The sequence below is a fragment of the Neorhizobium sp. USDA 3394 genome (assembly GCF_056280385.1).
The window spans coordinates 1,349,747-1,373,675 of the sequence record NZ_JBWCDU010000002.1; the positions used below are offsets into that span (position 1 = coordinate 1,349,747).

22 protein-coding genes and 3 pseudogenes are annotated in these 23,929 nt (G+C 60.8%); 8 read left to right on the forward strand and 17 right to left on the reverse strand.

Translation table 11 applies throughout. The features are described 5' to 3' along the window. Positions 1 to 272: 272 nt before the first annotated feature. The 8 genes from ACZ9EJ_RS28015 to ACZ9EJ_RS28050 form a co-directional block, all read right to left on the reverse strand. Positions 273 to 1,337, reverse strand: a complete 1,065-nt coding sequence (locus ACZ9EJ_RS28015) for an ABC transporter ATP-binding protein (protein WP_046639897.1) — start codon at positions 1,335 to 1,337, stop codon at positions 273 to 275. Between the two features lie 31 nt (positions 1,338 to 1,368). Continuing rightward, a complete protein-coding gene (locus ACZ9EJ_RS28020) occupies positions 1,369 to 2,172 on the reverse strand; it encodes an ABC transporter permease (RefSeq protein ID WP_046639896.1) in 804 nt (267 codons plus the stop codon). A 6-nt stretch (positions 2,173 to 2,178) separates the two neighbouring features. After that, positions 2,179 to 3,027 carry an ABC transporter permease gene (locus ACZ9EJ_RS28025; RefSeq protein WP_046639895.1) on the reverse strand — a complete coding sequence of 283 codons (849 nt, stop codon included), beginning with the start codon at positions 3,025 to 3,027 and terminating at the stop codon, positions 2,179 to 2,181. A gap of 98 nt (positions 3,028 to 3,125) precedes the next feature. Further along, complete coding sequence (locus tag ACZ9EJ_RS28030; RefSeq protein WP_052753986.1) at positions 3,126 to 4,166, reverse strand: ABC transporter substrate-binding protein; 1,041 nt, start codon at positions 4,164 to 4,166, stop codon at positions 3,126 to 3,128. Between the two features lie 15 nt (positions 4,167 to 4,181). Further along, positions 4,182 to 5,153, reverse strand: a complete 972-nt coding sequence (locus ACZ9EJ_RS28035) for a dipeptidase (RefSeq protein ID WP_046639894.1) — start codon at positions 5,151 to 5,153, stop codon at positions 4,182 to 4,184. Beyond that, on the reverse strand, positions 5,150 to 5,887 hold the full coding sequence (locus ACZ9EJ_RS28040) for a hypothetical protein (RefSeq protein WP_046627340.1): 738 nt from the start codon (positions 5,885 to 5,887) through the stop codon (positions 5,150 to 5,152). The genes ACZ9EJ_RS28035 and ACZ9EJ_RS28040 overlap by 4 nt, the downstream gene beginning before the upstream one ends. Further along, positions 5,884 to 7,593 (reverse strand): hypothetical protein, encoded by a 1,710-nt coding sequence (locus tag ACZ9EJ_RS28045; protein ID WP_046639893.1) that lies wholly within the window; start codon positions 7,591 to 7,593, stop codon positions 5,884 to 5,886. The genes ACZ9EJ_RS28040 and ACZ9EJ_RS28045 overlap by 4 nt, the downstream gene beginning before the upstream one ends. A gap of 5 nt (positions 7,594 to 7,598) precedes the next feature. Next, a complete protein-coding gene (locus ACZ9EJ_RS28050) occupies positions 7,599 to 8,357 on the reverse strand; it encodes an IclR family transcriptional regulator (RefSeq protein WP_046627344.1) in 759 nt (252 codons plus the stop codon). Positions 8,358 to 8,728: 371 nt separating this feature from the next. Here ACZ9EJ_RS28050 and ACZ9EJ_RS28055 point away from each other — a divergent pair, with 371 nt between their 5' ends. From ACZ9EJ_RS28055 to ACZ9EJ_RS28070, 4 genes and pseudogenes are all read left to right on the forward strand, one after another. Next, entirely contained in the window at positions 8,729 to 9,502 is a 774-nt protein-coding gene (locus tag ACZ9EJ_RS28055; protein WP_046639892.1) for an amino acid ABC transporter substrate-binding protein, read from the forward strand. 78 nt (positions 9,503 to 9,580) lie between these two features. Further along, positions 9,581 to 10,261, forward strand: coding sequence for an amino acid ABC transporter permease (locus tag ACZ9EJ_RS28060; RefSeq protein ID WP_046639891.1), 681 nt, complete (start codon positions 9,581 to 9,583; stop codon positions 10,259 to 10,261). Next, entirely contained in the window at positions 10,258 to 11,019 is a 762-nt protein-coding gene (locus ACZ9EJ_RS28065; protein WP_046639890.1) for an amino acid ABC transporter ATP-binding protein, read from the forward strand. Before ACZ9EJ_RS28060 ends, ACZ9EJ_RS28065 begins: the two co-directional genes overlap by 4 nt. A 14-nt stretch (positions 11,020 to 11,033) precedes the next feature. Then, positions 11,034 to 11,270 (forward strand): annotated as a pseudogene (locus ACZ9EJ_RS28070) (LysR substrate-binding domain-containing protein); the annotation flags it as partial. A 39-nt stretch (positions 11,271 to 11,309) separates the two neighbouring features. Here the strand turns inward: ACZ9EJ_RS28070 and ACZ9EJ_RS28075 are convergent. From ACZ9EJ_RS28075 to ACZ9EJ_RS28110, 8 genes and pseudogenes are all read right to left on the reverse strand, one after another. Beyond that, a pseudogene (locus ACZ9EJ_RS28075) lies at positions 11,310 to 11,575 on the reverse strand (putative quinol monooxygenase); the annotation flags it as partial. Positions 11,576 to 11,815: 240 nt separating this feature from the next. Next, entirely contained in the window at positions 11,816 to 13,279 is a 1,464-nt protein-coding gene (locus tag ACZ9EJ_RS28080) for an NAD-dependent succinate-semialdehyde dehydrogenase (protein ID WP_046639889.1), read from the reverse strand. Positions 13,280 to 13,302: 23 nt separating this feature from the next. Next, entirely contained in the window at positions 13,303 to 13,746 is a 444-nt protein-coding gene (locus ACZ9EJ_RS28085; protein ID WP_046639888.1) for an acyl-CoA thioesterase, read from the reverse strand. After that, positions 13,747 to 14,908 (reverse strand): annotated as a pseudogene (locus tag ACZ9EJ_RS28090) (iron-containing alcohol dehydrogenase). It abuts the gene before it with no gap. Positions 14,909 to 14,933: 25 nt separating this feature from the next. Then, the gene (locus ACZ9EJ_RS28095) at positions 14,934 to 16,463 is read right to left on the reverse strand and encodes a class I adenylate-forming enzyme family protein (RefSeq protein WP_046639886.1); all 1,530 of its coding nucleotides are present in this window, start codon (positions 16,461 to 16,463) and stop codon (positions 14,934 to 14,936) included. 23 nt (positions 16,464 to 16,486) lie between these two features. Then, positions 16,487 to 17,242 (reverse strand): SDR family NAD(P)-dependent oxidoreductase, encoded by a 756-nt coding sequence (locus tag ACZ9EJ_RS28100; protein WP_046639885.1) that lies wholly within the window; start codon positions 17,240 to 17,242, stop codon positions 16,487 to 16,489. A 66-nt stretch (positions 17,243 to 17,308) separates the two neighbouring features. Continuing rightward, positions 17,309 to 18,076 (reverse strand): enoyl-CoA hydratase-related protein, encoded by a 768-nt coding sequence (locus ACZ9EJ_RS28105; protein WP_046627360.1) that lies wholly within the window; start codon positions 18,074 to 18,076, stop codon positions 17,309 to 17,311. Between the two features lie 97 nt (positions 18,077 to 18,173). Next, complete coding sequence (locus ACZ9EJ_RS28110; protein WP_046639884.1) at positions 18,174 to 19,382, reverse strand: ABC transporter substrate-binding protein; 1,209 nt, start codon at positions 19,380 to 19,382, stop codon at positions 18,174 to 18,176. A 272-nt stretch (positions 19,383 to 19,654) separates the two neighbouring features. Here ACZ9EJ_RS28110 and ACZ9EJ_RS28115 point away from each other — a divergent pair, with 272 nt between their 5' ends. Genes ACZ9EJ_RS28115 through ACZ9EJ_RS28130 form a run of 4 tightly spaced genes read left to right on the forward strand, consistent with a single transcriptional unit; the run spans position 19,655 to position 23,008 of the window. Next, positions 19,655 to 20,413 carry an ABC transporter ATP-binding protein gene (locus ACZ9EJ_RS28115; RefSeq protein ID WP_046639883.1) on the forward strand — a complete coding sequence of 253 codons (759 nt, stop codon included), beginning with the start codon at positions 19,655 to 19,657 and terminating at the stop codon, positions 20,411 to 20,413. After that, positions 20,406 to 21,110, forward strand: coding sequence for an ABC transporter ATP-binding protein (locus ACZ9EJ_RS28120; protein WP_046639882.1), 705 nt, complete (start codon positions 20,406 to 20,408; stop codon positions 21,108 to 21,110). The genes ACZ9EJ_RS28115 and ACZ9EJ_RS28120 overlap by 8 nt, the downstream gene beginning before the upstream one ends. A gap of 34 nt (positions 21,111 to 21,144) precedes the next feature. Further along, on the forward strand, positions 21,145 to 22,032 hold the full coding sequence (locus ACZ9EJ_RS28125; RefSeq protein ID WP_046627367.1) for a branched-chain amino acid ABC transporter permease: 888 nt from the start codon (positions 21,145 to 21,147) through the stop codon (positions 22,030 to 22,032). Position 22,033: 1 nt separating this feature from the next. Next, a complete protein-coding gene (locus ACZ9EJ_RS28130; RefSeq protein WP_046627369.1) occupies positions 22,034 to 23,008 on the forward strand; it encodes a branched-chain amino acid ABC transporter permease in 975 nt (324 codons plus the stop codon). 75 nt (positions 23,009 to 23,083) lie between these two features. Here ACZ9EJ_RS28130 and ACZ9EJ_RS28135 read toward each other — a convergent pair whose 3' ends face one another. Further along, complete coding sequence (locus ACZ9EJ_RS28135; protein ID WP_046639881.1) at positions 23,084 to 23,860, reverse strand: SRPBCC family protein; 777 nt, start codon at positions 23,858 to 23,860, stop codon at positions 23,084 to 23,086. Positions 23,861 to 23,929: the final 69 nt, after the last annotated feature.

Below are 23,929 nucleotides of genomic sequence, written 5' to 3' on the forward strand. Positions count from 1 at the left end.
GGTCGGCAGCAGGACCCGGGAATCCAAAGATGCACATATACGGCAAGTTCTATTGAGATTTGTCGCGTGGACGACCGTGGGATGTCGAGCGCCGGATCCCGTGTTGAGGCTGAACGACCCGTTGCGTTAAACGCTAGACGAATTCTGCCACACCTCTCACGAGCCGCCCGGGGCGCGACTGCCGTCAGATCTAGAACGGGGTTGGGCGACCGATCTGCGTTACGCCGCTGCCACGAAATCACGTCGGCCGTCCTTTTACTCCCGTTGCGATCCTATTTGGTGATGACGAAGACAGCCTCCGGCATCCAGCTGATGCAACATTCCTCGCCTTCCCTGATGATCACCACATCGGCGCCGAGCACCCTGACGCGCATCGGAATATCCCCTGCCCGGCCGATCACGAGTGCATTGTCGCCGTAGTTGACGATCGTCTCGACGATCATGCGGACGTTCTTGCGGCCCTCGATCGGGTTGCGCGAGAGCTTGATATGCTCCGGGCGGATCAGCAGCGTCACCTTCTGGCCGTCGGCAAGAATATCCGTGGCAGCGTATTGGAAGGCTCCAAGCGTCGAGTTTTCGGCCGTTCTACCGGCTCCGCTGGTAATGGTTGCCGGGATCAGGTTGCTCTCGCCAATGAAGGCGGCAACGAAGGAGGTCTGCGGGCGATGGTAGATATCCAAGGGTGCTGCGACCTGCTCGATGCGTCCCTTCTCGAACACCACGATGCGATCGGACATCGACATGGCTTCCGACTGGTCGTGGGTCACGAAAATCGTGGTCACGCCGAGGCTGCGCTGGATGCGCTTGATCTCGATCTGCATCTGCTCGCGCAGGTTCTTGTCGAGCGCGCCGAGCGGCTCGTCGAGCAGGAGCAGCGAAGGCTCGAAGACCAGTGCGCGGGCAAGCGCGACACGCTGCTGCTGGCCACCGGACAGTTCCTTCGGATGACGATGACCAAAGCCCTTGAGGCCGACGAGAGACAGCATGTCCTCTGCCTGCCGCAAGCCCTTTGAACGGCTGACGCCACGCATCTGCAGCGGGAAATAGACGTTTTCGACCGCCGTCTTGTGCGGAAACAGGGCGTAGTTCTGAAACACGATGCCGATATTGCGCTCATGCGGCGCAAGCTCGGAGATCGACTGGCCACCGACTTGCACCTTGCCGCCGCTCGCCTTTTCGAAACCGGCAATGATCATCAGGGTCGTCGTCTTGCCCGAGCCGCTCGGCCCCAGGAAGGTTACGAACTCCCCCTTGTCGACCGACAGGCTGACATCGTCGAGCGCCGTGAAATGCCCGTAGGTCTTGGTGATGTTGGAGAGTTGCAGGTAATTCGTCATCGGAAGTCCTTGGGTAAGCCCTTGGGGATGTTCAGTGCGCGGCGGCCGGCCGGCTTGGCTTGGGAGCGCGGCTGCGCAGCGCGCTGGCGAAATAGGGAGCCGCGATGCCGAGCAGCACGACGAAGAACAGCAGCGTCGAGATGACGGCGATTACCGGATCGGCCTCCTGGCGGATGCTGTCGAACATCTTGCGCGGCAGGGTCTCGGCGTCGCGGCCCGAGATGAAGATCGCGACCACGGTCTCGTCGAAGGACTGGATGAAGGCGAAGAGCGAACTGATGACCAGTCCCGGCCGCAGGATCGGCAATGTCACGTGCAGGAAGGTCTTCGCCGGGCTGGCGCCGAGGCTCTGCGCAGCCCGTTCAAGGTTTCGGTCGAAACCTTTGAGATTGGCGGAGAGGACGAGGAAGGCGATCGGCACCGACAGGCAGGTATGTGCCAGGATGACGCCGAGATGGCTGTGCACCAGCCCGAGATCGCCGAAATAGGAATAATAGCCGACCGCCATGACGATATGCGGCACTGCCATCGGCATCAGCATCATCAGGTCGGCAAAACCCTTGCCGCGAAACTTGTGGCGCACCAGAGCGAATGTTGCGGGCACGACCAGGGCCATGGTGAGAATGGTCGTGGCGGTCGCAATCAGGATGCTGTTCCAGGTCGGGATCAGCCAGTCCATGCTGGTGAAATAAGCCCGGTAGTACCCAAGCCAATAGCCCGGCGGCGGGAACTGCAGCGAACTCGCATTCGAAAACGACATCGGCACGACGATGACGAGCGGTGCTGCAATGAAGAGCACAACGATGAAACCTGCCCAGCGCATGAACGTGTTCATGTTCGGTCACCCCCAGAGTTTGTCGAGGCCGAAACGGCGGTGATAGATGGTGAGGATGATGAGCGTCACCACGAGCAGGATCATCGCCATGGCGGAGCCCAGGCCGAATGCGAGGAATTCCTCGATCTGGTGACCGATCAGGCCGGCGATCATCTGCTCGCGCGGACTGCCGAGCAGAACCGGCGTCACATAGAAACCGAGGCAGATGACGAAGACGAGAACCGATCCATTGGCGATGCCGGGCGCCGTCAGCGGCAGATAGACATGCCGGAACAGCGACCAGCCCCTGGCGCCGAGGCTTTCCGCCGAGCGGATCAGCGCCGGGTCGATCTTCTTCATGACCGTGTAGATGTTCATGATCATGTAGGGCGCCAGGATATGCACCATGGCGAGCGTCGAGGAAAACCGCGTGAAGAGAAGCTGCGGCGGCTTGTCGAAGCCGATTATCTCCAGGAAGGCGATCAGCGGGCCGTTATTGCCGAGCAAAACCATCCATGAGTAGGTGCGGACGAGGAAACTGGTCCAGAAGCTCATGGTGACGAGCAGCAGGATCAGCATCGCCGTGCGCGGTTTGGAATGCGCCATCAGATAGGCCAGCGGATAACCGACCAGAAGGCAGCAGAGCGTCACGAAGGCGGCCGTCACGAACGTGTTCAGAAAGACACGCTGGTAGAGCGCTCCGGTCAGGACCTTCTGATAGTTGGCAAGCGAGACTTTCGGCTCCGTGAAGCTCATGATCGCCACTTCGGCAAGCGGCACGACGAAGAAGATGAGCATGTAGATGCCGAGCGGCGCCAGAAGCAGCCATGGCCAGATGTTCGTCTTTTCCGTCAGTTTTGAAAGGCTGATGCCCATTGCCGTTCCCTTTTTATGGCAGGCAGGGTCGCTGCGGCATCGCGCGGTCGTTCCCGCGCGATGCCGGCCAGCGGGTCGGGTTGATCCAGGAGAGCGGATCAGCTCGCGACCCACTCCTCGAAACGTTCGGCGAGTTCCGCCGGGTCTATGCCCAAATTCGCCATGTCCTGCTCGAAGGTCAGCTTGTAGTTATCCGGCGAGGTCGGCATGCGCTTGGCATCCGCCGGATCGACGAACTGGTTGGAGGCCGGGTTCAGTGCACCGTAATCCGCAGCCTTGGAGAAGCCGGCGAGCGGCTTGGCACTGGTTGCGAATTCGACGAATTTCCTGGCGTTCTCGAGGTTAGGCGTCTTCTTGGCGACAACCCAATAGGCGCGCTCGATCTCGCCCTGGTTCCAGGTCATGGCCACCGGAGCGCCCGCCTTCTCGGCCTCGAAATAACGGCCGTGCCAAATGCCGATCATGTCGATCTCCCCGTCCCGCAGGATCTGCGTCGACTGGGCGCCGGCAGTCCACCAGACGCGGATATGCGGCTTGATCTTGTCGAGCGACTTGAAGGCCCGGTCCACATCGAGCGGATAGAGATCCTTGACCGCGACACCGTCGGCCAGAAGCGCGATCGGGATGACCCGCGACGCATAACGCTGCAGCGACCGTCCGCCGGGGAATTTCTCGACGTTCCAGAAGTCGGCCCAGGTCTTCGGGCTTTCCTTATATTTGTCCTTGCGCCAGGCCATGATGGTGGCGAACGCATGCGAAGCAACGCCGTTTTCGAAGAGGCCACCTTTGTAGGGCTCCTTCAGCGCTTCGATGATGCCGGCCTGATTGGCCCGCACCAGCTCGCCGCCGCCAAGCGTGGTGACGTCGAATTCATAGGTGCCCGTCTTCACCTGCTGGGCGAGCTTGGCAAAGGAGACCGGAGAGACGGTCTTCACCTGGATGCCGGTTTCAGCGGTGAAGGGGTCGATGAGATGGGCCTTTGCGGCAGCCTCCCACGGACCGCCCCAGGTGTTGACGTAGAGGATCTTCTCCTGCGCGCGAACGAGATAGGGAGCGGCAAGCGAGGCGGTGATCGCAGCGCCGGCCGTCTTCAGGAAACGGCGGCGGTCAGGCATGAGAAATGTCTTCATTCCGGTCATTGCAGTTCTCCTCTTTTATGATTTTCTGAAAGTGGCTTCATAGAGCCGCAGCCAGTTCCCGTGGGTGATCTTCGCGACTTCTTCCTTCGAGAAGCCGACGGCGCTGAGACCGTCCGGGAGCACCCTGATATCCTCGACCTTCTGGAACCATTCCGGCGGCGCGGCCTTGAGCGGCTTGCCGGCGGCGCTCGCTCCATAATCCTCGCCACGGGTCCAACGGCCCTTGCGCATCCAGGCATAGTCCGGGGCGGTGAAATTGTGGCTCTTGTCGGTGCCGATCGCGACGGAATCGATGCCGGCAATATCGACCGTGCGGGCGACCATCGTGCACCAGGCCTCGATCGAGGCGCAGTACTCGTCGCCGGTGATGTTGCGGTAGGCCGCGCAGCCGATCACGCCGCCGGTATCCTTCAGCGCCCGGATGACGTCATCCGACTTGTTGCGCTTGTGCATGAACAGCGACTGGGCATTGGCATGGGTAACGGCAATCGGCTTTTCGGAGACCTTGATCGCATCGAGCGTCGTGCGGTCTCCGACATGGCTGCAGTCAACCAGGATGCCGGCCGCGTTCATCTCGCGCACCACTTCCTTCCCGAAGCGGGCAAGGCCCGAATCCTCGGCCTCATAACAGGAGCCGCCGAGTTCGTTCTGGTTGTTATAGGTGAGCTGCACGACACGCACGCCGAGTTCGGCGAACATCTCGACAAAGCGGATGCGACCTTCGAACAGGTTGCTGTTCTGAAAGCCCATGATGATCGCAAGCTTGCCGGCATCGGAAATGCGGGTGATGTCCCCGGCCGTCCGTGCGATCTCGGCGATGTCGGAATTGTCGCTGACCAGATCGCGCCAACGGCCGATCGAATCGAGCGATTCCACCGTGCCTTCCCAGAAGCCGCAGGTGTTGACGACGCCGCCAACCGTTCCCTTCAGCAGAGTTTCAAAGGCGGCGCGATCGAAATGCCCGCATTGCAAACCATCGATGATCATGATCTTGCGCTTTCCTTCTGGCGTTCTGCCTTTTCGCGTTCCGAGAGCTTGGACGACAGGAACGACACGTCGGTCTCGTCGTCATTGTCCTTGCGGCCGATGACGGTACCGTCCTCGTTGACGATCATTGGGCCGGCGTGGCGGCGCGAGACGATGCTGTCCGTCGCGAGTGCCTGCTTTGCCAGGTGGTAGATGCGCCACCAGAGGTCGGTCTCGATCTCGGCGCCGTTTTCCAGAAGCGACCAGAGGAGAGGATCATCTTTACGGACGTCGCCGGTGACAGCGGCCGGAACGGCCTTCAGCACGTTGCCGGACACGGAGATCGAAAGCCCCGACCGACCGCCGAAACGCGCAGCAATGGCAAGTTCCTCGGCATCTATCGTCCGCGTCACGGTCAGTTCCGCCGAACCGAAACGTTCCGTGAGTTCGCCCAGAAGATCGATTGCGGTCGGCAACACGAACCAGGCGTGTTCGCCGCAAGCGTCGAGCGTCATGCGGTTGTCGGCTTCGGAGGCAATCACGATACGGGCGGGAGCCGCTGACTTGAAGCTCTCAAACCGCTGTTCGAACAGCTTGAAACCGCCGAGACCGAGTTTCTGCGAATACATCGGAATGTCGCAGACCGTCAGGAAAAAGCCCTTGGGCAGGCTGCTCAGCGAGAAGATCCGTTCGGACATCAGCCGCATTTCGCGGGGCATGACGCGCATGGAAGAAGAAAAATGCGAGGAGATCATAGGACAGGTTCCGCCGGGTAATACCAGGTGCCGGTGTAGCCGGCGCGCAGATCGTCTGGGGTCGGTGCGCCGTGATAAAGCACACCGCGCAGGTTGCGGCTCAGGAAGTCACGGGTCTTGTCGATGCCGTGGATGCCGACATTCATCAGCCGCACGAGGTCGATCGGCACGAAAGCCTCCGCGTTGATATTGGCATGGGGCGTGTGATAGCCCTGCCCGCGCAGGCTCTGGATGCGCGCCGCCATGTAGCGATGTTCGGGATGCCTCATCAGGAAGCGGGCGATGCTGAGCGAAGCCGCCGCCTTCCCGAGATCGGCAAAAAGGGACTGGATGTTGCCGCAGACATCGAGGCCGAGATCGAGCGCATCGGGGACCTCCTCGCGGGCGCCGCGGCGTGGCTCTTCTGCCGTCTCGGACTTGTACCAGACATATTTATAGGCGTCGGGACTGGCCATGTCGGTGTCGAGCGCCCACCGGTATTCGTCACTGATGAGTGCCATCAGGCTTCCTACGGTCTCGGCCGGCGAAACGCTGAACTCGTCAGGGCCATCAATCGCGGCTAGGAGCCTATCGGCCTCTTCCGGCACCAGCTCGATCATCAACGACAGGAGTGTTTCGAAGGCCTCGGGGATGAGATTGGCTTCGAATCCGGCAGCAAGTACATCAAGCGGGAAATCCGTCGCATGGCCGAACACCATTCCGCTGCGGCGGAATTCTTCGAGTGCTGCCATGACCTTTTCGAGGTCGGCCGACACGTCAGCGCTCGACGCAAATGTCTCGTAGACCATCTGGTCCTGTTTGCGGAACACTGTTGCCTGGCGGAGAAGTTCGAGCAGCCTGGCGATGCGGGGATCCGACGCGGCGAGCCTCAGCGCGCGGGCCATCGCAATCGCGCCCTCGCGGGCAGACAGAAGCCCGTCGATCAGGCGCGGATGTTTGTGGACGAAGAAGATGAGGCCGAGCGCTGAACCGTTGCCGACGCCGATATAGCGGCGAAGCTGCGGGTCGAGGCGCACTGCCTTGTCCGATTTCCTTGCGGCGAGATGTTCGACGAGATCGCAGGAGAACTCGCGCATCAGGTAGGCGGTCAGCAACTGCGCCTGCAGGACACCACCGAGCGCGTGACGGGACCCGAGCGACGGGAAGGAGCGCGTCCCGAACGTGCCGTTGCCGTCGAGGCCGGTATTGCGCATCAGGTAGCAGACCTTGGAAAGATCGGCGACCAAGGGCTGACGGCCCTCTGCAAGCGCTTCGAGCGTCTGGTCGAAGACCCGCATCGACCGGTTTGAGCGGCACCAGATGAGCGTGCCGGCGGTCGCCCGGCCCGTATAGAGCTTCGGAATCTCCCGACGCGCCGTTTCGATCTCGACCTCGGTCGCCGGTCCTTCGATCAGCGCTCCCATCATATCCCAGGCCTGGCCGATGATACGCCCGGTGCGGGCCGTCCGGCTCGGCGGGCGGGAAAAGCCGATGAACGAGAATTCCTGGTCCGGCGCCTTGATGGAGTAAACCACGGTGCCTTCGGCGTTTTCGTCCACGTCGAAAAGCACATTGGAAATGTCCCAGCGCTCGCGGATCATCTTGTTCATGAAGGCGCGTGTGCCGCTGAGCCGGCTCGGCTGGATTGCCGCCAGCCGCGAGGTCTTCATCACCTCGTGATCTGGACGCGGCTGTGGCATGGCCACCTGTTCGGAAGTCGCGGTCATCACCGTCAACGTTCTCCCTGCTGCATTTTCGTGATGGTGCGGGCGGTTTCGAGAAGCGGCTCGCGGAAGCTTTCGAGGTCGAAACGCATCTCCGGCATGACCAGCGAGATCGTCGACGTGCACTTGCCATGGAGATCGAAGATCGGTGCGGCGATGGCGACAACGCCGCTATCGGTATAGCCGCTCGACAAGGCGTAACCATTGGCCCGCGCCTCCACCAGAAGCTCTTCCGAAGCCAGCGGTTCGCCGCTCTCCTTCAGGCGGGCGAGCGTCACTTCGTCTGCGAAGGCGGTCAGGACGCGGCCGGATGCGGAACCCTCGAGCGACATGGTCGTGCCGATCTTCTGTTCCGCGCGCAGCACGCTTTCGGATTCGACGCGCGAGACGATGCATGGCAACCCCCGATCGAGCACCGCCAGCGACGCTGTTTCCTTCACCCGATGAACCAGCATTTCGATGATCGGCTGGATCCGCGTCCCAAGATTTGCCTGCTCCATGGCTGCCGCTGCAAGCCGGCAGGCGTGCATCGAGAGGCGGTAGCGCATCTCCTGATCCTGCTCAACCCAGCCCGCTTCGATCAACGTCAACAGCCGCTGGTAGGCGGTCGGCCGCGAAAGCTCCATGGCCAACGCGATCTCGGGCAGCTTCATGCCGCGAGCGCTCGATGCCAGCACGTCCAGCACCGCCATGGTCTTCAGAACCGTCGAAAGTGGGCGAACCCCGCCGCCTTCCTCTTGTATTCTATTTGAATATACTGTATCCATGTCGAATATAATCCGGCCGTCATTGATTTATGTCAATCGCGCCGGAGGCGATTGCGCGCAAAAAACGGCATGCTCACCACTAAGGGGCTGAGGGTGTTTGGATTTTTTTACGATGAATTCAGCGCGCCGCAGTCTTGGGCATGACCGGGTGACATAAATCCGCAGCCTTGACGTGCATCGGTCTTCGAGGAAGGAATTCATGGCTGCTGGTGGGCTGCCACCCGTCGTTATTCTTTGGGAACCATGCGGACTCACCCGGATGTGAGCAAAATATTCGCATTTGCCGCCTTTATTCGCGGTTTTCTTTCAATCGCCGCGTCCTATTTTCTGGCATCTAGTCGCCAGCAAGCACTGCTGAAAGGATGACCCAAATGTTCCGGCTGAAAACCATTATCGCCGCGGCCCTTATTCACGCGGCGGCCCTTACGCCGTCCCTCGCCGGCGAAAATCTCGCTGCCATCAAATCTTCCGGTATCTTCAAGATCGGCACGGAGGGAACTTACGCACCGTTCACCTTCCATGACGCAAGCGGTAAACTCGTAGGTTTCGACGTGGAGATCGGGCAGGCCGTTGCCGGGAAAATCGGCGTCAAGGCCGAGTTCCTGGAAGGCAAGTGGGATGGCCTTATCGCGGGCCTCGACGCCAAGCGTTACGATGCCGTCATAAACCAGGTCGGCATCACGGAAGCTCGCAAGCAGAAGTACGATTTCTCCGAACCCTACATCGCTTCCAAGGCTGTACTGATCGTTCGCCAGGACAACAGCGACATCAAGGACTTTGCCGATCTCAAGGGCAAGAAATCCGCTCAGTCGCTAACCAGCAACTTCGGGAAGATCGCCCAACAGGCGGGCGCCGAACTTGTGGGGACGGACGGGTTCGACCAGTCGATCCAGCTTGTGCTGACACGGCGCGCCGACGCGACGATCAATGACAGCCTCTCCTTCCTGGATTTCAAGAAGCAGAAGCCCGACGCGCCGGTAAAGATCGCAGCCCAGCAGGACAATGCCGAATATTCCGGCATCATCATCCGCAAGGGCGAACCGGAACTGCTTGAAGCGATCAACAAGGCCCTGGCGGACATCAAGGCCGACGGCACCTATCAGAAGATTTCCGACAAGTATTTCGGGCAGGACGTCTCGAAGTAGATTGTCAGGTCGTTCCTGAATGCATGAATCCAGCGTCCGGCGCCTGCGCCGGACGCGTCATTTTTTGAGGATCACACCGTGCCGCACTGGCTTCAATTGATGTCGGATTCACTTCCGACCCTCCTATGGGCGGGCATCCGCTTTACGGTTCCGTTGACATTGCTGTCCTTCCTGTTCGGCCTCATCCTCGGCCTGATCACGGCGGTCACGCGACTGTTCGGCCCGACACCGCTGGCGCTGATTGCCCGGTTTTACGTCTGGGTGATCCGCGGCACGCCGTTGCTTGTACAGCTTTTCGTGATCTTTTATGGCCTGCCGAGCATCGGCATCCTGCTCGACGCCTTCCCCGCCGCGCTGATCGGTTTTACCCTGAATATCGGCGCCTACAGTTCCGAAATCATTCGCGCCGTCATCTCCTCGGTTCCGAAGGGGCAGTGGGAAGCGGCCTATTCGATCGGCATGTCGTGGCGCCAGGCGATGAGCCGCACCATCCTGCCGCAGGCGGCGCGCGTCGCCGTGCCGCCGCTATCGAACACCTTCATCTCGCTGGTCAAGGACACCTCACTCGCTGCGGCGATCACCGTGCCGGAACTCTTCCAGGCCGCCCAGCGGATCGTCGCGACCACCTATGAACCGCTCATCCTCTATATCGAGGCGGCCCTGATCTATCTGGTCCTGAGTTCGGTGCTGTCGTCGCTGCAGAACAAGCTGGAAAAGCGCTTCGCCCGATATGGCGGTATGTTGGAGTCAAACCGATGATCGAGCTTTCCAAAATCGAAAAGCGTTTCGGCGATGCGGTCATCCTGAAGGACATCAGCCTCAACATTCCCGAGGGAAGCGTGACCGCGCTTATCGGTCCTTCGGGCGGCGGCAAGAGCACTCTGCTGCGCTGCATCAATCTCCTCGAGATACCCACAACCGGCTCCGTCCGCATCGGCGACGAAAAACTGGATTTCGAGCCCGGCATGAAGATCGGCTGGAAATCGATCCAGGCAATCCGGCGTCAGACCGGCATGGTTTTCCAGAATTTCCAGCTCTTTCCGCATCGAACCGCAATCGAAAACGTCATGGAAGGGCTGACGACGGTTCTCAAGTGGCCGCGCGAAAAGGCGCATAACCGCGCCAGCGAACTGCTCACCAAGGTGGGAATGGCGCATAAGACAGATGCCTGGCCGTCAGAGCTTTCCGGCGGGCAACAGCAACGGGTGGCGATCGCCCGGGCACTCGCGCCTTCGCCCCGGGTTCTTCTCTGCGACGAACCGACCTCGGCCCTCGATCCAGAACTGTCCGCCGAGGTCGTCGATGTGCTCGGCCGGCTTGCGGCCGAGGGAACAACGATGGTGATGGCGACGCACGACCTGCGCCTTGCCTCGCGGATCGCCAATCACGTGGTTTTCCTCGAGAGCGGAAAAGTGGTCGAGTCCGGCAGCGCGCAAGCAATCTTTGGCGATCCGAGACAGGAACGTACCAAGAGCTTCATCTCGTCGATCAACGCGGCGCAGACGACACATATCTAAGCGTCACTCCCGGACGCGGACCGGTGTTTAACGACGCAGACCTGCCGGTGGCCGCCGCACTTGAGGGTTTCGGCATCCTCTACATCCTGGAGGATCTGGTGGCGGCGCCGATTGCCGACGGCCGTCTGGTCCGTCTGCTGGAGCCGTGGTGCGAGCCGTTCGCCGGCTATCAGCTCTACTACCCCGATCGAAGCGGGACGACTGCCTTCGAACTGTTCAAGCAGACGCTCCGCGAAAGCAGGGCCGCTTGAAGCATATCTTCGTTCGTCCCTGAGACATAGGGCAAGATCCTGCGGTGGCTTAGCGAACAGGTCCCCTTCCTCTGTGTTTGCCATCAAGGCCGCAGCGACTTGGACGTTTAAGTGGACATCCCTTCCGTCCTCATCGTCGAACGTATCAAAGATTGCGAACGAACTTGGACCCTCCTGTATCGCATACCAGGAAATCGTGCCAGGCTCGGCATTGACCAGCGGTATGGCTGATCGCAGAAATTCGCGACCGCCTCTTCCTTGCCGGATTTTGCCTCGAGCGGAACGTAGAGCGCGAATTTGGTCATGACCAGCTCCATCGGCACCTATTGTGCCGCAACTTAAGGGACGCGCTAACCACGACAAATGTTTGGAGGTGGGAAAATCAAGCGCGTATCGATTGACGGGGCTATCTCGTCGGCGAACTCATCGATGCTCTGCTGCGCATCGACGCGTCGGTCGAGATGGAGAGCAGGTCTCTTTCCTACGCCCGCCGTTCGGCCTGGTTTCCCTTTCCTGCGCCGGGAGGACCAATAAAACCAGTCTCGTCATGACGACACCCCCATGCACAGATACTTGAGCTCGAGGTAGTCATCCATTCCGTATTTGGAACCTTCGCGACCGTTGCCGCTCTCCTTCACGCCGCCGAACGGCGCAACTTCTGTTGAGATCAGTCCTTCATTGATCCCGACGATGCCGAACTCGAGCGCCTCGGCGACCCGCCAGACCCTGGAAATGTCGCGGCCGTAGAAATAGGCCGCGAGTCCGAACTGGGTGTCGTTGGCAAGCCGGATCGCCTCGCTTTCGGTCTCGAAACGGAAGATCGGAGCGACCGGTCCGAAAATCTCCTCCGCAAAAATCTGCGACTGCGGCGAAACATCTGCGATGACCGTCGGCTCATAGAAACTGTGGCCAAGCGAATGGCGGCTTCCTCCGGTCACAACGCGGCCACCGCTGTTCACCGCGTCGGCCACGAGTTCTTCGACCTTCGCCACAGCCTTGTCATCGATCAGTGGGCCGATCTGGATGCCGGCATCAAGGCCGTTTCCGACGGACATCGCCGCCACGGCCTCGCTCAGCCGCGCTACAAAGGCGTCATAAATACCGGTCTGTACCAGAAAGCGATTGGCGCAGACGCAGGTCTGACCCGCATTACGGTATTTCGAAGTGATTGCACCCTTGACCGCGGCCTCCACGTCCGCGTCGTCGAACACGATGAAGGGCGCATTTCCGCCAAGCTCCATCGACGTGCGCTTCACGGTCGCCGCGCACTGCGCCATCAGCACCTTGCCGATTTCCGTGGAGCCGGTGAAGCTCAGCTTGCGTACGATCGGGTTGGATGTCAACTCGCCGCCGATCTCGCCGGCCGATCCGGTCACGCAGGACAGTACACCCTTCGGCACGCCGGCGCGTTCTGCAAGAACGCAAAGCGCCAATGCCGAGAGCGGAGTCTGGCTGGCCGGCTTGATGATCATGGAGCAGCCGGCCGCAAGTGCTGGGCCTGCTTTACGCGTGATCATCGCCGCCGGGAAGTTCCAGGGCGTGATCGCGGCGCAGACACCGATCGGCTGCTTGATGATGACGATGCGCTTGTCGGATGTGGGAGCGGGAATCGTGTCGCCATAGACCCGTTTCGCCTCCTCACCGAACCATTCGATATAGGAGGCCGCATAGGCGATCTCACCCTTGGCTTCCGCCAGTGGCTTGCCCTGTTCTGCCGTCATGATGGCGGCAAGATCGTCCTGGTGTTCGATCAGCAGATCGAACCATTTTCGCAGCATGGCGGCGCGCTGCTTTCCGGAAATCGCCTTCCAATCGGACTGCGCCCTTTCGGCGCTTTCGATCGCCCGCCGTGTTTCCATGGCGCCCATGCGCGGAACCGCCGCGACCACGGAACCATCGGCAGGATTGGTGACGTCGAATACCCGGCCGTCATCCGCGTGATGCCATTCACCGTCGATAAAGCACTGGTCGCGCAGGAGCGATGGATCCTTGAGAATTAGAGCTGCCATAGGAATATCCTTGTGTTTTTGAATCAGGCGTGGACGGCAAGCGGCTCGAGCAGCCGTCTTGCCGTGTCGCCAAAAGGAACAGGTCGGCGCGACAGCCGGTCGACGTTAACGTGGATGAAAAATCCTTCGGCGGCGGCCGCGTCCTCGTCATTGCGGAACAGGCCGATTTCGTAGCGAACCGAGGAACTGCCGAGCTTTCTCACCCGGAGGCCCGCCGTTACGCGATCGGGAAAGGCCATCTCGGCATAGTAGCGGCAACCCGTTTCCACCACGAGAAACACCTCTGCGCCGTTCTTGATGTCGAGCACATCGTTTTCGATGAGGTAGGCATTCACCGCCGTGTCGAACAGGCTGTAATGCACTACATTGTTCATGTGCCCGTAGATGTCGTTGTCCGACCAGCGCAGGCCGATCTCCCGGTAAACCTTGTAGGCCGAACGACTTGAAGGGATTGGACGTTCCGCCATTTACCAGGCCGCCCTGTAGATGGAGAGCGCATCCGCCTCGCCGACCTCGCGCGGGTTGTTGACGAGGAGGCGCGTCTGTTTCATGGCGTCACGGGCCATTCCCGCCAGATGCTCCTCGCCTATGCCGACGTCGCGAAGTCTCGGCTGGAGGCCGAGCCTGGCCGACAGTCCTGCAAGCTTCTCGATGAACGCCGCGCAACGACCCTGGGCCCCCTGCTCCGATGCCAAGATCCGGAAACGCGTCGGCCGCGATTTCGGCGTAGACCGAAGCGGCTTCGGGCGCATTGAACCGCAGGACATGAGGAAGAACAAGCGCGTTGGACAGGCCATGCGGGATGTGGAACATGCCGCCGATCGGGTAGGCAAGCGCATGCACTGCGGCAACCGGAGAATTGGCAAAGGCCTGCCCAGCCAGCATCGATCCAAGCAGCATCGCACCGCGTACGGCACGATCCTTGCCGTCCAGAACGGCCGCTTCGATATTCGCACCGAGAAGCTGGAGGGCCTGACGCGCCAGCATTTTCGACAGCGGATTGTTGTTGGCGCTCTTCGAGGCATAGGCTTCGATCGCGTGGACCATGGCATCGATGCCCGTGGCGGCCGTGATATGGGCAGGAAGGCCAAGCGTCAGATCCGCGTCGAGGATCGCGATATCGGGTAGGATGATCGGTGACGACACGCCACGCTTTTCGTCGCCGCCGACGGTAATGATGGAGACCGACGTCACCTCGGACCCTGTCCCGGCGGTCGTCGGGACGAGCACCAGAGGCAATCGCGGCCCCTTTGCATTTCCGACGCCCCAAGCCCCATCGATATCCTCGCCCGAGCCGCAGAGAAGCGCCACGACCTTTGCGACATCGAGCGAGGAGCCGCCACCGAAACCGATGATCCCGGTCGCACCAGCCGCCTTTGCCGCATCCGATGCCGCCATGACGGTGGCAAGCGACGGATCAGCCTCAACGCTGTCGAATACGATCGACTCGACGCCCGACGCTGCAAGCGACACCAGAGCCGGTTCGCATAGTCCGAGTTTCCGCAAGCCAGGATCGGTTACGAAGAGGATCCGCTGCCCGAGCTTCGTTCGGACGATACCGCCGATCTCGGCAGCCGCACCCGGCCGGAAGACTATCTGCGCAGTCGTGTTGAAAATGAACGGGTTCATGCAGTTCTCCTGTATCATCATCCGCTCAAGCAGCGGGGAGGCTCTCGCGAAGCTTCACGCGCAGGATCTTGCCGGATCCCGTCCGGGGTATTTCGCTGACGACGAAAATCCGGTCCGGAACCTTGTAGGCCGACAGGCGCTCTTTGCAGTGTGTCAGCAACGCGGCCTCATCGAAAGCGCTAGCATCCTTGAGAACGACGCATGCGATGGGAACCTCACCAAGCATTGTATGTGGCATGCCTATCACGGCGCAGTCCATGACCGAGGGGTCAAGCAGGATTGTCTCTTCAATCTCGGCCGGCGCGATGTTCTGCCCGCCTCGAATGATCAGTTCCTTCAGACGGCCGGTAATCGTCAGAAACCCGTTCGCATCCGACTTGGCGAGATCGCCCGTGCGGTACCAGCCGTCGACGACCGCTTTCTGCGTTTCCTGCGGCTTGTTGTGGTACCCTTGCATGAGGTTGGGCCCTTTGCAGATCAGCTCGCCCTCAATGCCGGCAGGGACGTCCAGACCCGTTTTCGGATCGACCACCCGAACGGTAAGCCCCGGCAACGGCAGACCGCAGGAACCGGGCACCCGCCAGCGGCCGGGCCAGTTCATGGTCACCATGGTGGATGTCTCGGTAATCCCATAGCCATCGAGCAGGGGAACGCCGAAGAATTCTTCGAAATCGTTGTTCAGCGTGCCGGGCAGGATCGCGCCGGCGGACACGCAGAGTCTGACTGACGACAGCAGTTTCTCGCCGCTCGCCTGGCAGGCGGACAGGAAATAATGGAAGACGGTCGGCACGCCGGGCATGAAGGTGAATCGCCCCGTGCGGAGCAGTCCGGTCGCCTGTGTGGTGGAGAATTTCTCCATAATGTATTCGCTGGCGCCGGTCGCGATGATCGAAAGCACCGCGATGTTCAGCGCGTAGGAATGATAGAGCGGAAGCGTGTTGAGAACGACGTCCTTTTCGTTCATCCCTGCAATCGGCGTCCAGCAGGCCGCCGTCACCCAAAGCATGGATCTCGTCGAAAGAAGTACGCCCTTGGGCTGCCCGGTCGTTCCCGACGTGTAGACGATGTAGGCGGGTCGATCGACATCCGGATCGTCCTCGAAACCGGGCAACTGCAGCCGCTCAATACCATCGAATCCAGAAGCCGGATCTGCATCGATCACGATGACCGGGCGATCGAGCCGCGACAGGACGGCGTCCACCATCGGGCGCTTTTCGGGCACGCTCACGAGCACTGTGCATTCGGCATCCGTCAAGCGATAAGCAAGCTCGGCCTCGGTGGATTCGATGCTCACCGGAACGGAAATCCCTCCGGCCCTTACGACCGCGAGGCAGGCGACGACCCAGTTGACCGAGTTCGGCAGGAAGATCGCGACGGTCTGCCCGCTCTGAAGCCCCGAAGCGACAAAGTGCGCCGCCAGAGCCTCAGTTTCCGCATCAAGTTGCGGATAGGTGACCGTCCTCCTCCGGTCCTCGAAGGCCATCTTTTCAGGATACAGGCGCGCATTCCGCCGGAGTATCTCCCCGACGGGCGCGATCAGATCGAAGTGTATCATGTTGGCTCCTCCCAATCCTCCTGTTAGACCATGCAAAAGCCGCCATTGACACTGATCACCTGCCCCGTAATCCAAGACGAGGCCCCAGCGGCGAGAAATGTTACCATGGGTGCGACGTCGTCCGGCCTGCCGATGCGGCGTAGAGGATAAGCCTTGACGATCTTCTCCCGGTTCTTCTCAAGGAAGTCCGGGTCCGAATGAGATGTCTCGATCAGGCCGAGCGAGACAGTATTGACGGTGATGTTGTTACGCCCGAATTCGCGGGCAAGCGACTTGCCGAGAGCGATCGTCCCGCCGCGTGCCGCCGCCGCCAGCGCGAGGTTCGCTTCGCCGATCCGGGAACTGTCGCCGACGAGATTGATGATGCGGCCGGAATTCTGCGCGATCATCAGCGGCGCCACCTCGTGGCAGCAATTGATCGCGCCATAGAGGCACACGTCGACCTGTTGTTTCCAGTCCTCCGGTGTCGAATCCACGAAGCGCTGATATTTTACGTAGCCGGCATTGTTGACGAGGACGTCGACCGTGCCGAAATCCGCCTTGACCCCGGCAACCATTGCCTTCACCTGGACATTGTCGCTGATATCCGCCTTGTAGGCCTTCGCCTTGCCGCCGCTTGCCTCGATGGAAGAGACGACCGCTTCGGCCTCATCTTTCGACCGGCTATAGTTCACCGCGATGGCGGCCCCTTCTGCAGCAAGCGCGCGGGCGATATCTCCTCCGACGTCCCTGCCGCCGCCTGTGACCAGCGCCACCTTGCCATTCAGATTGGTGTCCATTGCATGTCTCCTTGGTAATGGGATGCTGCCTCTGCAGCACGCGTGTTGACTGGTTCGGCGCGGCGTTCAGCGGCCCCTAAACCGTGGCGGGCGCTTCTCGCCGAACGCCTTGCGTCCCTCGGCGTAGTCGTGGCTCGAACTTGCCTCGTCGATCAGCCTGTCCGCTTCGGTCTGATCGAGATTGCCCCGGGCGCAGCCGTTGAGGATGAACTTGGCTCCCCTGATCGTGAGGGGTGCACTGGCGGCCATGGCATTGGCACGATCGAGGGCAGTAGCGGTCGCATCGTCCGCCAACTCATCGATGAAGCCATTGCCAAGCGCCTCGTCGGCGGTGAAGCGCTTGGCCGAGTAGAGTATCCGCTTCGCTTCGGTGACGCCGACAAGCGAAAACAGCTTGCGGGTTGCCGATACGCCGTAGACGATCGACAGGCGTGCGGCGGGAATGCCGAACACGGCGCTCTCCTCCGCGATCCGGAAATCGCAGGACATCGCCAGATGTGCGGCACCTCCGAGGCAATAACCGCGCAAGACAGCGATCGTGGGCTTGGAAACCTCGTATATCGCGTCACCCGCCGCATCGACGGCGACCTCGTAGCGAGCGCTTTCCTCGGCACCGCCCCTCACCGCATCGAATTCGCTGATGTCGGCGCCTGCCGAAAAGTCGGCGCCAGCACCCGTCAAAAGAATGGCGCGGATATCCGCATCGGTGTCGAATGCGCCGAACCGCTGCGCAAGCTCGCACCACATCGCATAGGTCACGGCGTTGCGCTGCTTTGGCCGGTTCAGCGTGACGATGGCGATGCCATCGGATTTCTCGACCAGAATGTCGCTCATGTCCTGCTCGTCTCTCCTGCCGACCGCAGCCGTTACCGCTGCTCATGCCATGGTGGGGTGAGTGCCCGGCGCGGTGAAAGCCGGGCACTGCTTTCGCTCACTTCTTGACCAGCGGGCACTTGCTCTCGGAAAGCGGCCGGAAAGCCTTGTCGCCTGGAATGGTGGTGACGAGCTTCAGCAGGTCCCATTCGCTCTTGGATTCAGACGGCGCCTTGACCTGATAGACATACATGTCATGAACCATCCGGCCGTCCTCGCGGATCTTGCCGCCCTTGGCAAAGAAGTCGTTGACCGGCGTTTCCTTCATTTTCGCCATGACCTGTTTTGTATCCGTCGTGCCGGCGGCCTTCACTGCCTGCAGGTAGTGCATCGTCGAGGAATAATCTCCCGCGTCGCCCATATGCGGCGGACGCCCGACACGCGCCTGGAACTTCTTGGCGAAGGCGCGGGTTTCGTCATCGCGATCCCAGTAGAATGCGTTGGTGAGGATCATGCCCTGCGCGGTTTCGAGCCCGAGCGAATGGACGTCGGTGTCCCAGACAAGCAGGCCTGCAACCGTCTTGCCAGACGACGCAAGCCCGAATTCGGCGGCGGATTTCACTGCATTGACGAAGGTCGTGCCGGAGCCTGCCATAGCGACGACCTCGGCGGGCGATGCCTGGGCCTGCAACATGAATGCGCTGTGGTCGGAAGTTTCGATCGGATAGCGGACTGCACCCGACACGGTCCCGCCGTTTGCCTTGACGATCAGGCTTGCATCGGCTTCCAGCGCATGGCCGAAAGCATAGTCGGCAGTCAGGAAGTACCAGTTTTTCTTGCCTTCGCGGATCAGCTCGTTGGCGGTGCCATTGGCCAGCGCATAGGTGTCATAGGAATAGTGAATGCTGTTGGGCGTGCAACTGTCATTCGTCAGACGCGACGTGCCGGAACCGTTGACGATCGCGATCTTGTCCTGATCCTTGGCAACCTGCGTCACCGCCAGCGCAATGCCGGAATTGATCAGATTGTTGATCATCCTCACGCCCTGCGACTCGTACCACTGACGGGCGGTCGAAACGGCCACTTCCGGCTTGTTCTGGTGATCGGCCACGAGGACTTCCACCGGACGGTCGAGAACCTTTCCGCCGAAATCCTCTACCGCCATCTTCACGGCGGCAATCGCGCCGTCCCCGGCTTCATGCGAGAACTGACCGCTGACATCGGTCAGGACGCCGATCCGGATCGGCCCCGTATCTTGGGCCTGTGCCTGAATGCCCATCGCGCCCAAAGCCACGGCGCACGACAGCAAAATTCTTAAGCGCTTCATCAATCCATCCTCCCAGATTTGGCGCCGAAGCTCCTCCACGAGCGCCGACGATAAACTTGCGCTATCATACTTTATGATAGGCATAGACCTCAGTCATGCTGCTATGCAAAAGGCCATGCAATCAAGATAAACAGAATTTTTCCCGATACGCAAGCTTGCATTATTAGACTTTATGTGTTTTTCTGTAGTTGCCTTTTCCGTTGGATGAGGCTTGCGGACCGGCTTTGCCTGGCGCTGCTGGAAGAGAGAAATTCAGCCGGGAGGGAGGACTCGTGCCGGAGAACGCACCCATCATCGAGGCGCGCGGTTTGACGCGCTCGTTCGGCGGCTTCATCGCCGTAAACAACGTCGACATCAAAATCCGGCCGGGCACTATCCACGCTCTGATCGGCCCCAATGGCGCCGGTAAGAGCACGCTGTTTAACCTGTTGACCAAGTTCCTTTCCCCGAGTTCCGGCCAGATCTTCTTCAAGGGTCGCGACATCACGCAGATGGCGTCTGCCGATATCGCGCGGCTCGGCCTGGTCCGCTCGTTCCAGATCTCGTCGGTCTTTCCGCATCTGAGCGCGCACGAAAATGTGCGGGTCGCGTTGCAGGCCCGCGAGCGCGAGACCTTTTCTTTCTGGAAGTCCAGCCAGTATCTGAAGCGCTTTGACGAAGAGGCGCTGGCACTCCTCGAAAGCGTCGGACTTGCCGAAAAGGCCCGGACGAAGGCCAGCGAACTCTCCTACGGACGCAAGCGCGCCCTGGAATTGGCGACCACGCTGGCGCTGGCGCCGGAAGTCATGCTCCTCGACGAGCCGATGGCCGGCATGGGGACCGAGGACATCGGCCGGACGGCGGCGCTGATCCGCCGCGTCGGCAAGGGCCGAACCGTGCTGATGGTCGAGCACAATCTGGGCGTCGTTGCCGACCTGTCCGACACGATCACCGTGTTGCGCCGCGGCGAGGTGATCGCCGAAGGAACTTATGCGGAAGTTTCGACGAATAGCGAAGTCCGCAAGGCATATATGGGAGCAGCCCATGGCTGAAGCACTTCTGCACGTCAGCAATCTTCAGGCCTGGTACGGCGAAAGCCACGTTCTGCACGGCGTCGATTTCAATGTCCGCAAGGGCGAGGTCGTCACGCTGATCGGCCGCAACGGGGCCGGCAAGACGACCACCCTGCGCAGCCTGATCGGCGTTGTCGGCAAACGGGCGGGCACCGGCACCTACAAGGGGGTCGATCTTCTCCGGACACCGGCGCACAAGGTCGCACGGCTCGGCATCGGCTATGTCCCCGAGGAGCGGGGCATATTTTCCAAGTTGACCGTCATCGAGAACCTGATGTTTCCGCCAGCCTGGCAGTCGGGCGGCATGAGCGTCAAAGAGATCTACAGCCTGTTTCCCAACCTGAAGGGCCGGGACACCACGCCGGGTACGCGGCTATCGGGTGGCGAGCAGCAGATGCTGGCGATCGGCCGCATCCTGCGCACCGGAGCGGACTTCATCCTGCTCGACGAGCCGACGGAAGGTATCGCCCCCGTCATCGTCGAAGAGATCGGCGCTGCGCTGCGCATCCTCAAGGATCGCGGCATGACCATCATCCTGGTCGAGCAGAACCTGCGGTTTGCCGCCTCCGTCGCCGACCGGCACTTCATCCTCGATCAGGGAAAGGTCGTCGACGAAATTTCCAATGATGCGCTTGACGCCAACATGGACCGGTTGAACCGGTATCTGGGGGTCTAATCGCTATGCGCACGTTTCAACAGGTAGGAATCAGATGACAGATTTCCTCGGGGTGCCAATTCCCGTTCTTCTCGGCCAATTGCTGCTCGGACTGATCAACGGCTCTTTCTATGCGCTTCTTAGCCTCGGGCTGGCGATCATCTTCGGCATGCTCAACGTGATCAACTTCGCACATGGAGCCTTCTACATGCTGGGCGGCTTTGTCGCCTGGTACATGCTTTCCCGGCTCGGGCTCGGATATTGGGGCACGCTGATCGCCGCGCCTCTGGTGGTAGGCCTTTGCGGGGCAGTCGTAGAAAGACTGCTTCTGAAGCAGCTCTATCGCATGGATCATCTCTACAGCCTGCTTCTGACATTCGGCGTGGCATTGATGCTGGAGGGACTATTCCGTCACGTCTTCGGCGCGGCCGGCAAGCCCTATCCCGTTCCCGCAGCCCTCACGGGCGGCATCAATCTCGGCTTCATGTTCCTTCCGATGTATCGCGCCTGGGTGATTGCGGTCTCGCTCGTCATCTGCCTCCTGACCTGGCTCGCCATCGAGAAGACGAACCTCGGCGCCTATCTGCGGGCCGCGACGGAAAATCCCTCGCTGGTCCAGGCCTTCGGCATCAACGTACCCCTCATGCTGACGCTTACCTATGCGTTCTGCGTCGGGCTGGCCGGTTTTGCCGGCGCGCTGGCTGCCCCCCTTTATCAGGTCAGTCCCGGCATGGGGTCCAGCATCATCATCGTTGTCTTCGCCGTCGTCGTGATCGGCGGCATGGGATCGATCGGCGGCGCGATCGTCACGGCACTGGCGCTCGGAGTAATCGAGGGCCTCACCAAGACATTCTATCCGGCCGCCTCGTCGATCGCGGTGTTCATCATCATGGTGCTGGTGATCCTTATCCGGCCAGCCGGCCTGTTCAGTCGTGAGGCTTGAGATGAAAAGCGTGACCCTTGCCAATCCTGTCACCCCGCTCGGTTACGGCCAGATGATCGGCCGCGTATTGCTTGTCGCCATTGTGGTCGCCATGCTGATTGCGCCGCTCGCGGTCTATCCTCTCTTCCTGATCAAGATCCTCTGCTTCGTCCTGTTTGCTGCCGCTTTCAACCTGGTCCTCGGTTATGCCGGGCTGCTCTCCTTCGGGCATGCGGCATTCTTCGGCGGCGGTGCCTTTATCGCGGCGCATGCGGCAAAGGTCTGGCAATGGCCGTTCGAACTGGCTGTACTGGCCGGAACGGTGTTCGCGACGATCCTGGGCCTCGTATTCGGGGCATTGGCGATCCGCCGCCACGGCATCTATTTCGCCATGATCACGCTGGCGCTTGCCCAAATGGTCTATTTCATGGCGGTCCAGATGCCGTTCACTGGCGGCGAAGACGGTATCCAGGCCGTGCCTCGGGGCTATCTGCTCGGCGTGATCGACCTCAGGAACATCACCGCGATGTATTACACCGTCCTGGGCGGCACGGTCATCGGGCTGGTGATCATATGGCGCGCCGTCAATTCGCCCTTCGGTCATACATTGTCGGCCATTCGCGAAAACGAGACCCGCGTGACCTCGCTCGGCCTTAAGCCGGAGCGATACAAGCTGATTGCCTTCACGCTATCGGCGGCGCTGTCGGGCTTCGCCGGCTCGCTGAAGGCGATCGCCTTCCAGCTCGCCTCGCTCGTGGACGTCACATGGCACATGTCGGGCGAAGTCATCCTAATGACCCTTCTCGGGGGCATGGGAACGCTGATCGGGCCGATCGTCGGAGCAACTGTCGTCGCCGGGCTGGAACATTTCCTCTCGACCAGCGGCCTGCCGATCACGTTCATCATCGGTTTGTTCTTCGTGATCTGCGTGATGATGTTCAGGCGGGGCATGTTCGGCGAACTGAAGCTTTTTCTGGAGCGCCGGAAAGGAGATTGAAGTCTTCCTGTGCAAGCAAAAAAAGAAAAAGGCCGGAGCATATGCACCGGCCTTTTTCGCTCAAATGACAAAAGCCTATTTTGAGATTCTACCAAACAGGTAACCGATGGCCACCGCCATGACCAGCTGGACGATACTGGCAAGATCTGGCGATATGCGCGAGGGCGCCTCCACAGCCGGAGCAAGACTCGGCAAAAGCCCGCCATAGACAATCCACAGGGCGGCCAGCACCGAGACAAACACCACGACCGCGATCACCGGCAGCGAGGCGCCGGACCCGACCGCCATGGCTGGCTGCGCGGCAGGCCTTGAGACTGCTCTCACAGGCACCTCACGCGGTGCGGCGGCAGGTTCGTAATGCACTGGCGCGGCGGGGGCCGCTTCCACCGGAGCTGCCTCTTGCGGGTTCTGGCGCGCCTGTATTTCCTCGGCAAACCGCTTGAAAAAATGACCCGCCATCTGCTTTGCCGTGACGTCGATCAGCCGCCCGCCAAGCTGCGAAAGCTTGCCGCCGATCTGCGCGTCCACGGTATAGTCCAGAACAGTCCCGCCCTGGACTTCGGACAGTTTCACGACGGCCACGCCCTTGGCGAAACCGGCAACGCCGCCCTGCCCTTCGCCGGTAATCTTGTACCCGTTCGGCGGATCGAGATCCGAGAGCGTCACCGCGCCCTGGAACCGCGCCTTGACTGGCCCGACCTTCATAACCGCGACAGCGGACATTTCGGTCGCGGACGATTTTGTCAGTTCCTGACATCCGGGAATACAGACCTTGAGCACGTCCGGATCGTTCAGTGCCGCCCAGACCTCATCCCTCGTGGCCGGTATTAATTGCTGACCAGACATTTCCATTGAAAATCCTCCTCATCTCCATCGGGACGATACGCACGACACCGCCTCCGAGCTCGCTTGACATTCTTC

Excerpts from the sequence above, each read along its gene's own strand:
- ACZ9EJ_RS28065 (WP_046639890.1), top strand. The coding sequence starts at position 10,258 with ATGATCGAGCTTTCCAAAATCGAAAAGCGTTTCGGCGATGCGGTCATC.
- ACZ9EJ_RS28015 (WP_046639897.1), bottom strand. The coding sequence starts at position 1,337 with ATGACGAATTACCTGCAACTCTCCAACATCACCAAGACCTACGGGCAT.
- ACZ9EJ_RS28020 (WP_046639896.1), bottom strand. The coding sequence starts at position 2,172 with ATGAACACGTTCATGCGCTGGGCAGGTTTCATCGTTGTGCTCTTCATT.
- ACZ9EJ_RS28110 (WP_046639884.1), bottom strand. The coding sequence starts at position 19,382 with ATGAAGCGCTTAAGAATTTTGCTGTCGTGCGCCGTGGCTTTGGGCGCG.
- ACZ9EJ_RS28100 (WP_046639885.1), bottom strand. The coding sequence starts at position 17,242 with ATGGACACCAATCTGAATGGCAAGGTGGCGCTGGTCACAGGCGGCGGC.
- ACZ9EJ_RS28035 (WP_046639894.1), bottom strand. The coding sequence starts at position 5,153 with ATGATCATCGATGGTTTGCAATGCGGGCATTTCGATCGCGCCGCCTTT.
- ACZ9EJ_RS28040 (WP_046627340.1), bottom strand. The coding sequence starts at position 5,887 with ATGATCTCCTCGCATTTTTCTTCTTCCATGCGCGTCATGCCCCGCGAA.
- ACZ9EJ_RS28025 (WP_046639895.1), bottom strand. The coding sequence starts at position 3,027 with ATGGGCATCAGCCTTTCAAAACTGACGGAAAAGACGAACATCTGGCCA.
- ACZ9EJ_RS28120 (WP_046639882.1), top strand. The coding sequence starts at position 20,406 with ATGGCTGAAGCACTTCTGCACGTCAGCAATCTTCAGGCCTGGTACGGC.
- ACZ9EJ_RS28135 (WP_046639881.1), bottom strand. The coding sequence starts at position 23,860 with ATGGAAATGTCTGGTCAGCAATTAATACCGGCCACGAGGGATGAGGTC.
- ACZ9EJ_RS28055 (WP_046639892.1), top strand. The coding sequence starts at position 8,729 with ATGTTCCGGCTGAAAACCATTATCGCCGCGGCCCTTATTCACGCGGCG.
- ACZ9EJ_RS28130 (WP_046627369.1), top strand. The coding sequence starts at position 22,034 with ATGAAAAGCGTGACCCTTGCCAATCCTGTCACCCCGCTCGGTTACGGC.
- ACZ9EJ_RS28045 (WP_046639893.1), bottom strand. The coding sequence starts at position 7,593 with ATGACCGCGACTTCCGAACAGGTGGCCATGCCACAGCCGCGTCCAGAT.
- ACZ9EJ_RS28085 (WP_046639888.1), bottom strand. The coding sequence starts at position 13,746 with ATGGCGGAACGTCCAATCCCTTCAAGTCGTTCGGCCTACAAGGTTTAC.
- ACZ9EJ_RS28125 (WP_046627367.1), top strand. The coding sequence starts at position 21,145 with ATGACAGATTTCCTCGGGGTGCCAATTCCCGTTCTTCTCGGCCAATTG.
- ACZ9EJ_RS28105 (WP_046627360.1), bottom strand. The coding sequence starts at position 18,076 with ATGAGCGACATTCTGGTCGAGAAATCCGATGGCATCGCCATCGTCACG.
- ACZ9EJ_RS28095 (WP_046639886.1), bottom strand. The coding sequence starts at position 16,463 with ATGATACACTTCGATCTGATCGCGCCCGTCGGGGAGATACTCCGGCGG.
- ACZ9EJ_RS28080 (WP_046639889.1), bottom strand. The coding sequence starts at position 13,279 with ATGGCAGCTCTAATTCTCAAGGATCCATCGCTCCTGCGCGACCAGTGC.
- ACZ9EJ_RS28050 (WP_046627344.1), bottom strand. The coding sequence starts at position 8,357 with ATGGATACAGTATATTCAAATAGAATACAAGAGGAAGGCGGCGGGGTT.
- ACZ9EJ_RS28030 (WP_052753986.1), bottom strand. The coding sequence starts at position 4,166 with ATGACCGGAATGAAGACATTTCTCATGCCTGACCGCCGCCGTTTCCTG.